The 9,240-nt window shown below is 33.4% G+C and carries 6 protein-coding genes and 2 pseudogenes; 2 read left to right on the top strand and 6 right to left on the bottom strand.

Going from position 1 to position 9,240, the window contains the following annotated elements; genetic code table 11:
• From CN288_RS29325 to CN288_RS26865, 4 genes and pseudogenes are all read right to left on the bottom strand, one after another.
• Window positions 1–220 (bottom strand): annotated as a pseudogene (locus CN288_RS29325) (hypothetical protein); the annotation flags it as partial.
• A 616-nt stretch (window positions 221–836) separates the two neighbouring features.
• Window positions 837–1,346, bottom strand: coding sequence for an ankyrin repeat domain-containing protein (locus CN288_RS26875; RefSeq protein WP_098303551.1), 510 nt, complete (start codon window positions 1,344–1,346; stop codon window positions 837–839).
• 442 nt (window positions 1,347–1,788) lie between these two features.
• The gene (locus CN288_RS26870) at window positions 1,789–2,682 is read right to left on the bottom strand and encodes a peptidase G2 autoproteolytic cleavage domain-containing protein (RefSeq protein WP_176527753.1); all 894 of its coding nucleotides are present in this window, start codon (window positions 2,680–2,682) and stop codon (window positions 1,789–1,791) included.
• A gap of 98 nt (window positions 2,683–2,780) precedes the next feature.
• The gene (locus CN288_RS26865; protein WP_098303549.1) at window positions 2,781–3,212 is read right to left on the bottom strand and encodes a hypothetical protein; all 432 of its coding nucleotides are present in this window, start codon (window positions 3,210–3,212) and stop codon (window positions 2,781–2,783) included.
• 217 nt (window positions 3,213–3,429) lie between these two features.
• Here CN288_RS26865 and CN288_RS29160 point away from each other — a divergent pair, with 217 nt between their 5' ends.
• Window positions 3,430–3,708, top strand: coding sequence for a hypothetical protein (locus CN288_RS29160; RefSeq protein ID WP_176527752.1), 279 nt, complete (start codon window positions 3,430–3,432; stop codon window positions 3,706–3,708).
• Between the two features lie 410 nt (window positions 3,709–4,118).
• Here the strand turns inward: CN288_RS29160 and CN288_RS29935 are convergent, their stop codons facing one another.
• Both CN288_RS29935 and CN288_RS26855 read right to left on the bottom strand, forming a co-directional pair.
• Window positions 4,119–4,433 carry a hypothetical protein gene (locus CN288_RS29935; protein ID WP_026592388.1) on the bottom strand — a complete coding sequence of 105 codons (315 nt, stop codon included), beginning with the start codon at window positions 4,431–4,433 and terminating at the stop codon, window positions 4,119–4,121.
• A gap of 396 nt (window positions 4,434–4,829) precedes the next feature.
• Window positions 4,830–5,487 (bottom strand): annotated as a pseudogene (locus CN288_RS26855) (HAD family hydrolase).
• 1,546 nt (window positions 5,488–7,033) lie between these two features.
• On the opposite strand from CN288_RS26855, the gene CN288_RS26850 reads away from it, so the two are divergent.
• On the top strand, window positions 7,034–9,240 hold a 2,207-nt coding region (locus CN288_RS26850), incomplete at its 3' end, for a PAS domain S-box protein (RefSeq protein ID WP_141528023.1).

The raw sequence follows: 9,240 nt of genomic DNA, 5'->3' as shown, positions 1-9,240 counted from the left end.
TTTGTCCTGTTGGCCCTGTTGGTCCTGTGGGCCCTGTTGGCCCTGTTGGTCCTTTCTTATGATCACAACAATTTACATTTATTTCAATAGAATGATCGTCGCATTCATTTTTGCAATGCTTGTAGTACTTATCATCGTAGTAATCATTGTACTTATCTCTGCAGTGATCGTCGTACCTATTTTTGTAATGCTTACAGTATTTATTATAGTGGTCTCCCATATTCTATCTCCTTTTCAACATTATAATAAATACTATTAAGATTTTAATAGTTGTGCCTGTATGCTTGTCCAGCATTTCCTACAAAATTTCAAAGTATATACTGTATTCAAGAGAGGTTTACATAACCCCACTTATATTTATTTTCTGTTAACAACTTGCCAATCATGGAACGATTCAATCTGGAACAAAAGCAACACTTGGATACAAATAATGGAAAACAAGAAACGATAAACGAATTTAAACCTGCACTTGTATAATAAATAAGATGTGAGTAGACTGCTTAATAGCAATCTACTCACATCTTATCTTTTCACTAAAAACAATTTAAAAAGCTGTCAAATATAGCTTTTTAAAAGACTCTCAAAGGAAATACGCACTATTACCACTAAAAGGAATTTATCATTTCATGCATTATAATAACAATATGCGGATTTCTTCTATGTTATAGCTTACGAGTTTGTACGAGTTCATTAGTTTAGTATACATTCCATGTGATTATATTCATCGCCCAATAAAATGTCATCTCGCCTAAGTTCGTACTTCGTTTTCTGTTCTATCATTGCACGTAATACTTTATGATGGTACAACCATCATGGGGTATGTACTTTTTAACAGCCTATTCTTTTTCATCCATCTTCTGCTTTAAATATTCAGCAATTTCTGTTTGTCCTCTTTCTATAGCAAATTCATAAGCTCCCATATCTCTCATTTTATCCCCTGTGTACTTAACGGTAATATCTATACCATTCTGAAAAAGATACTTTACAATATCAAGGTGCCCGCCATAAATCGCTGAGAATAGTGGATTTCTATTTGGATCACTAGCATCTAATATTGCACCATTATCAAATAAGTACTCTACAATACTAATTTCACCTTCACTAGCTGCATGTGCAATAGGCGCTGACTTTGGTACACCTTCATTTATGTTAATATCTATACCAGATTCAACTAGAAATTTTATCATATCCAGTTTACCAGCTCTAGTCGCAACATGTAGCCACGTTCCAAAAGGTGTTACAAAATCAAGCAAACTTTTATCAGTAATAATTATCTCTTTCGCTTGTTCTATATCACCATTCTTAATTAAATCATAGATTCTTATTGCTTTTTCCTTATTATCCATAGAATCCTCCTAAAATATCTTTATTTCATTGATGCTGCTTCTTTAAAAACATTTCCCTCTAGTTTATAAGAAACTGTTTGAAGTCATTAGACATATTTACATCTTATCCAAACTCCAGCGTTATTATAAAGATTCGCCTCCTAACAAATTCCGTTCCTATCCGTAGTTATCGATATTACACCATAAAGAATTAGTAAATCCAGAAAAAACAAGAAGCGTTACTTGTTGGTTTGAAATAAAGTTTAATTGTTTATAAAAAAATACACACCGTTTTAAAAAAATTTAAACCGTTTGTAAAAGAAAACTCTTTTCGCTAACCTAAAACCAAGCACAAAACATATAAAAATTCCCTTCAGAAGAAATGAAGGGAATTTTCATTCATATAATCCCTGTTATCGGAATTAAAGAGGTTGGGTGATATAACTAATGATTATCGGTAGGTTCAAGTAATTCTATTCCCATTGAACAAAACCAAAATCTGATTCGGTCCTGTACGTTTCATCACACGATACCCCTTATTGGAATATGTCGCAACACCTTCATTATTCGGGATACAATATTTACCCGGCTTACATGTTCCATCATCACGGACTAACAATTGTCCTAATAGACCCACAGCCACCCATTCCGGCCTTTTTAGCCTTGGAATGTATTCTTCGGCAGGATTCCATTCAGGATTTAATATGGGCTGAGATTCAGTATGTTTGGGACTAATTACATTTCCTTGTTCATCCATTTCTGCCGAAATAACAACATCTTGGTATTGTACTCTGCCCCATTCATCCATAACATATTTATTTTTCCACCTTAATTCTCCACTGTTACCCAATACAGCAGGAGTAGAGCTTGTAATCCCTAATATATAGTCATCTTTTTTAAGTGCTTTTAGGATTTTATCGCTTTTGCTGTCAAAGGTAACAAAATAACCAACATCAATCGGCTGACCGTCAACTGTTTCGAACATTTCCGCATAATCAGCATTACCTATAACCCATCCGTTATCAGCAATCCCCGTTCCATTATTCAAAATTTTAGCTGCTAGTGATTGATTATTATTATCAGTTCCATTTGCTAAATGCCATGAATAATCATCCGTTGCAATACCGAATCTACCCATAATGTGGGCTCCTGCATGCAGGGCTGTATCTGTTCTTCTCCCTTCTGCATGGGAAAAGTCTCCACTCGCGATGGTACCGCTTCCTTCCGCATGAGATGATTCACCACTCGCTTGTGAACCTCCTCCTTCAGCGTGTGAAAAATCACCAATGGCTCTTGTAGCCCTCCCCCTCGGTGTGAGAAGATTGTCCCCTAGCTTCCATACTAGTTCCTTCCGCATGGGCTCCCCTTCCTTCTGCCCTTGTTTGTTCCCCTTCCGCATGGGCAGCAATTCCACTGGCAGTGGTTGCTAATCCTTCGGCGTGAGAAAAATCTCCACTAGCAATGGTACTGCTCCCTTCCGCATGGGCAGCAAATGCACTGGCGGTTGTATTGATTTCCTTCTGCATGGGAATTGCTTCCACTGGCGATGGTTAGTTCTCCTGCTACATGGGCTGATCTTCCGCTTGCGGTAGTACGGTTTCCTTCTGCATGAGATGCGTCTTCACTTGCGATGGTATTATTTCCTTCTGCATGAGAGGAGTTTCCTTCTGCATGAGAGGAGTTTCCTTCTGCTGTTGTTTCTTCTCCTTCTGCATGGGAAGCAAATCTACTAGCAGTGCTGGTTCCTTCTTCTACGGCACATCCTATTTCAGGATCAACTCGAATGCAACCATTACAACAAGGCGTTATAGCGGAAACCCCTATTTCTTTATTCTGATTTTCTTCACCTTGGTTTTCATAAGGATTCATTTCGTTTTGCTCTGACATAAAATCCCCTTATTTTTGATATATTTTCTACATAAATCATAGAGTTGATGTATATAAATATGTGTTCAGAAATCTATTTGAAAGGGACAAAAGTGTTTTTTCAAAAAAATCATCCTCTAACTAGTAGATTAATTTTTTATGTATTGGTTAAAGGAAGTGAGTTGTTTTAAAAGGGATATCGATGTCAAAAGCTCGATGTTTCTACCAGTAATTAAAGATGCATACATTATACTTTTCTAATTTACATAACGTCCTACTACCGGCTCCTATTTTTAAAGAAATTGAAATACAAGCTAGCGTAGTAACTACTATTTCTTATAATATTTTATTCGATCGAGAATCTATTGATAATAATTTCAAACAATATATAAATATGATTTTAGGAGAATATATGGAGAATTGGCTTAATCACAAAAATGGCCTATGGAAAGAAACGATAGAAATTACGAAAAGAAGTGGGCTTACTTTAAAAATTGAAGAGCTAAAAGCTAGGTAGTATGAAGAATTGTTGTGTCTACTTGTATCTAGACTCCTGCACATTATGTAGGGATATTTTCTTAAAGAACAGGCCCTGCTTTTAACTAGTAAACTATACACCGGTTGCTAAATATACTGGAAACCGGTGTATTTATGTCTAAACATACAATTTTCTTTTTTTGATAAAGTGACCCTTATGAGAGTTCAGCTCACTTTTTTCGTTTTGGGAAAAAATTAATTTTTCAACTTGATAGCAATGTATAGTGTCCCCTAGTAGACCTATTGGTTTGCCATTTACAGATGATGTCTTGAAACTCCCTGCATAGTCGCAGCCATACTCATTAGTGCAATCGCAAATATAAATAACGAGTATTATAGGTCTCTTTTTATATTATCTAAAATGAATAAATTATTTTTTATAATAAATAATTATTTGCCACGTCGTTTCTTTGCTTTTTTACGCTGATTTGTATGATGATATTTTTTTATATGAGTACTTCTGTTCTTCTTATAATCAGGTAACTTTAATATAAATAAGGTAAATAAACAAAAAATCAAGAATATCAGGTTTGCAATTATCCAAAGGTTAATATCATATTCATACAGCTTACTAAAATACTTTTTTTCATGAGTAATATGGCTTACGTCGCTGTCAATTGCTTCGAGTGTATAAGGAATGACCCAAAAGGAACCAATTAATATAACAAAAGTTCCAAGGATGAAACTGAGTATATGTTTTATCAAGTTCTATTCCCCTTTAATTATATTTATTGTATGTCGTTTATATAGTATATATGGTTTTAGTTCGAAGATTGTATTTATCAAAGAATATATCATACAAATTGTTATCAGAATATAGGAGAAAAATGCAAAAAACACTTCGATGCGAGTGTTTTTTTAATATTTAGGGCACGTCATCATAAATTGGTTTGATAAGGCTTCCATCGCCGTTCTATACTTTTCTAAATCAACTTCTATATTTCTAAAAGCGTCAATTCTATAAACAAGTTGGCTTTCCAACTCAGTAAGCCTTCTTTCAACTTCTTTTGAAGTATTTCCATCCCAGCTGTGAGCTAAAACCGCTTTATAGATCTTAAATTTTTTCTATATGTGAAGTAAAACAACTTCTGATTATGTTTATCATGTAAAATAGCTTAATAATCTATCAAAAGAATTGATCTCGGCATATGGTTTTATTTCGGTATCGCTCTTGACCATATGAGGATTGAACCATATGCCCTTTATATTTGCATTTTGACAACCCCCAATATCCTTTTCTATGTCATCTCCAACGAATAATGCGGCTTCCGGTTGCACATTAAGCTTATTTAATGCTAATTCAAATATGCGTTTGTCAGGTTTACTAATTCCCACTTCTTCAGAAATAATTATTATATCAAAACAACTATTTAAATTAGTGTTAATTATTTTAGCTTTTTGTCTCTGAGTTGAGCCGTTTGTTATAATTGCAACTTTAACTTGCATCTTTATAGTATCCACGAAATTTATAGTATTTTGGTTTATAGAAAAACAATGAGGAAAATTATTATTCCAAAAATCTTGAATGTAATTGTGTGGCAATCTATATTTTGGTGGAAATTCATCAAAAAATGATTCTAAAACTTCTGTTTTATCACTATAGCCATAGGCTCCATTATCAAACTCTTTAAATTTTTGTAACATTTTGTTTTTAACCGCGTGTTTAACACCCTCATAACACTTTTCTAAAATAATTAAAAACAGTTTTTTCTACTGCCTTACCCCTATTAAGTAAGGTATCATCTAAATCAAATAGCATTGCTTTATAACCTATCAATTAACTTCACAGCCTTTCTCACATTATATAAATAACTCCTAGTTCCACCTTCAAATTTTTGATTTACCCAGAAATGTAATCTCAAACTATCGCACCCTATAGTTTAAGTACAGCATTTCAAGAACTTATATATTCAATTACCACGATTTTATAATATATCCAAAAGTTTGTTCAATTTTTTGAAATTCCCATAAGAAAAACGATAATGTGAAGAAAAAAACAACAACAATTCCTACTAATGGTGCGTAAAATCAAGCGAAAAAAATCGCTATTATAGTTGGTGTGTATCCAAGTGCTATCATAAAATTTCACAGCTCCTCCTGCTCCACAATAAGTATAGGGACTATCAAAGCAATCTCCATTATGAACTCCTACCCTTTATTACACCTAATTATGGTCCATATTCTTCATCCCAACCACATATTCCTTCTTAGACTAAACTGCCCTTTAGTTTAAGTGTATATTTTCACAACTTCACTTCTATTTAACATAAATATCCACCCCCGCCTATTAAGAAAGAACCTAAAGCGACCGTTGATGGGACTTTACTTATTTCTATCCAAATTCAGTCTCAAAACTCATTACCAAAAATAAAAGCTCCTAACATATTAGTCATATATAATATGTTAGGAGCTTGATATTTTAAGTGTTTTTTGATTTAAGTTTGGATAAACATAATTCATCAACTTTTCTATTTATTCCTGTTGTTTTCATTTTATCTACTCTCTTTTTTATAATACATTATACCCATACGCTTTCTTTGTTATTATAACAAGATTTATCTGAGAATAAAGAAAAAAACTGCTCCATTCTCCTTTGAAATTCATCAAATTAAATTTAAGGACTCTATTATACACTGTAATGAACTTTCCCTCCCTCAATACCTATCCTATCATCAAGTTGATTAAAATAATAAATGCGCAAATCTGAGAGACCGTTTTTAATGCACATATAATTTTTCGAAGTGAAAAAGAGTTAGAATTTCATCACCACTCATTTAAATAAATATGCATAATTGCATGAAAGTGAACTACTACCAATATGATAAAATAAATACGAACAACTTATATAAGTTCTTCTTTATCAATTTTGTTAGATTGGGAACCTAACGTCTTATCGAACTAATGCAACGCGCAATAATATGTCATCATCAAAAAGACACTCATATGAGTGTCTTTTTGATGATGACATATGCCTGCCTAAAATGTACCGATTAAGGGTAAGTACTTTATCAATTATTCGCAACCACGAAAGGGACTAAAGCTTAAACACAGCATTCCATCTAATAATTATCCAAATGCAGACGCTTCTCCTAAGAATAAGAAGTTGAAAATGTTTTTTGATTGTGTTTTTCCTACAAATTGATCATCTTTTTTAATTATAATCTACGTATATCTAGGTCCTATCGATTTCTTGCATCTCCCCCTAAAACGATCTTATCATTCTAAATAATTAGTCTAATAATCATACAATTTGTAGGATTCTCTTATTTTTTGTCGAATGTATTCAATGGGAGGAGGGAAATTACATGCTTTTCACAGGATTCTTCATTAATCTATCTATTTTTGCTTTCCTAGTTAGTTTAACTTTTTTTATTCATGTATTTATTGGAAAAATGGATTCTAAATCAATTCAGTTATTCGGAGGCATATATGCAGGTATTATAGCTGCTATTTTGATGATTTTTAATTTTAAGCACATGGGATTGTTTTATGACCTTCGAGTAGTCCCCCTTATAATTTCGTTTATTTATTTTGGCCGTACAGCCGGCTGGATCACATTAATGTTTATTTTATTTATGCGTATCTTCTACTTAGGTGGCGATTGGGGACCAGCTTTGATAACCTCCTTAGTGATAGGTATTATATATACTATATTTAAAACATATTTTAAATATATCCATCCTTTTAAAAGCGTCTTTCTTTATCTAGCTGTTTATCTAACTATAATCCATTTAGCGGTTGAATTCTTTTTTCCATCTATATCACTTACCCTTCTTGACATTCAGGGTACATTATTTATATCTTCAGGACTATTAATTGGTATTTTTCTTATGGAGTCCCATCAAAAATTATATAGTTTAACACAGAGTTTAGCCAAAGCGAATGAAACATTACAAGAATCAAAGCAAGAATTAAGGGATACCGTCCATGAACTGCAAGGAGGTATTTTTAAATTCAAAAAAGTGAATGGGAATTTTATTCATACTTTATGTGATGGACAGTTATTTTATCAACATGGATTTTACTCTGAACAAGTGGTAGGTAAGAGTTTACTTACCATAGATCGCTCCATTGTTCCATTCCATTTAGTACCTCGACTACTAAAATATTATCAACAAGCATGGGACGGTAATGAAGTCACTTTCGAATTACCTTGGCCAAATGATGAGACTATTATGCTGCTCTCTCTTAGGCCTGTGAAAAGAGAGGGAACTGTGATTGAGGTGGTTGGTTCTACCGTTGATATTACGAAAAGAAAAAATGCAGAAAATGAACTAAAGGTAACGAAAGAACGGCTAGAATCATTTATTAATCATAACGTAGATGCTATCACTATATTTGATTTAGACGGACATATGATACAAGCCAATAAAGCTTACGAAAAGATATTTGGTTGGTCAGAAAAAGAAATCTTAGGAAAAAAATTACCTTGCGTACCAGATTTTTTAATGGATCAAACTTTAGAATGTATAAAAGAGATTAAAAACAACAATATAAAAGACCCTGTTATTACTAGGTTAGAAACAATTAGACAACGAAAAGATAAAACTCTCATTGATGTAAGCTTGACGGTTTCACCTATTCTAGATTTAAGGGGAAATGTAATTGCTTTATCAGGAATTTGTAGGGACATCTCTGACAGAAAACAAGCAGAAAGAGAACTACATCAATTACATCAACAATTAAGAGACAGTGAAATGAAATACCGCGCACTCATCGATCAAGCAACGGATGCGGTATACGTAGTAGAACTGAATGAGGATCAAGTTCCAACTCGATATATTGAGGTAAATCCTGTTGGGTGTAAAAGATTTGGATATAGTAGAGAAGAGCTTCTCTCGATGCCATTTTCTAGTACTGTTCCGCAAGATTCTCCATTGATCAAAAGATTTTTAGAAAAAATTAGAGAAGGACATACTTCTTTCACTTTGCAAGATGAATTTGTGTTTCCGACAGGAAAAAGAATGACAACTGAATTTGGTGTCCGTGTGTTTAATTTGAACGGCAAAAACGTTTTCTTGAGTATGTCTCGAGATATCACTGAACGGTTAAAAACTGAGGAGTTATTACGAAAATCGGAGAAACTTGCTGTAGTTGGTCAATTAGCCACTGCCATTGCCCATGAAATTAATAATCCTTTAACAGCAATGAAAGGATTCATGTATTTGCTAAGAACAACGGAAAATAAGGGCAGTGAGCATTATATAGATATCGTGTTATCAGAGATTGAGCGAATAGGTAGTATTACTAATGAATTTATGGCGTTAGCAAAACCTCAGGCGTTAGAAATTAAAACAAATGACCTGAATGTATTAATGAAACAAGTTGTAATGATACTTCAGCCTCAAGCAATGATGAACAACATACAAATTACAACTGAGTTTACATCTGATACTTCATTCATCCTTTGTGAAGGGAATCAATTAAAGCAAGTTTTTATAAACATCTTAAAAAATGCGATTGAAGCAACTCCAACGGGAGGGGAAATCTTGATTCAAATCGAAGATGTACC

The sequence above is a fragment of the Bacillus sp. AFS023182 genome, assembly GCF_002560575.1.
GTDB lineage: Bacteria > Bacillota > Bacilli > Bacillales > Bacillaceae_G > Bacillus_A > Bacillus_A arachidis.
The sequence above is the reverse complement of the archived record's forward strand: the minus strand, read 5'-3'. Positions and strand labels throughout refer to the sequence as shown.

Coding starts and splice junctions, on each gene's coding strand:
- CN288_RS26865 (WP_098303549.1), bottom strand. CDS start 3,212: ATGTCAGAGCAAAACGAAATGAATCCTTATGAAAACCAAGGTGAAGAA.
- CN288_RS26875 (WP_098303551.1), bottom strand. CDS start 1,346: ATGGATAATAAGGAAAAAGCAATAAGAATCTATGATTTAATTAAGAAT.
- CN288_RS26870 (WP_176527753.1), bottom strand. CDS start 2,682: ATGCGGAAGGAACTAGTATGGAAGCTAGGGGACAATCTTCTCACACCG.
- CN288_RS29160 (WP_176527752.1), top strand. CDS start 3,430: ATGCATACATTATACTTTTCTAATTTACATAACGTCCTACTACCGGCT.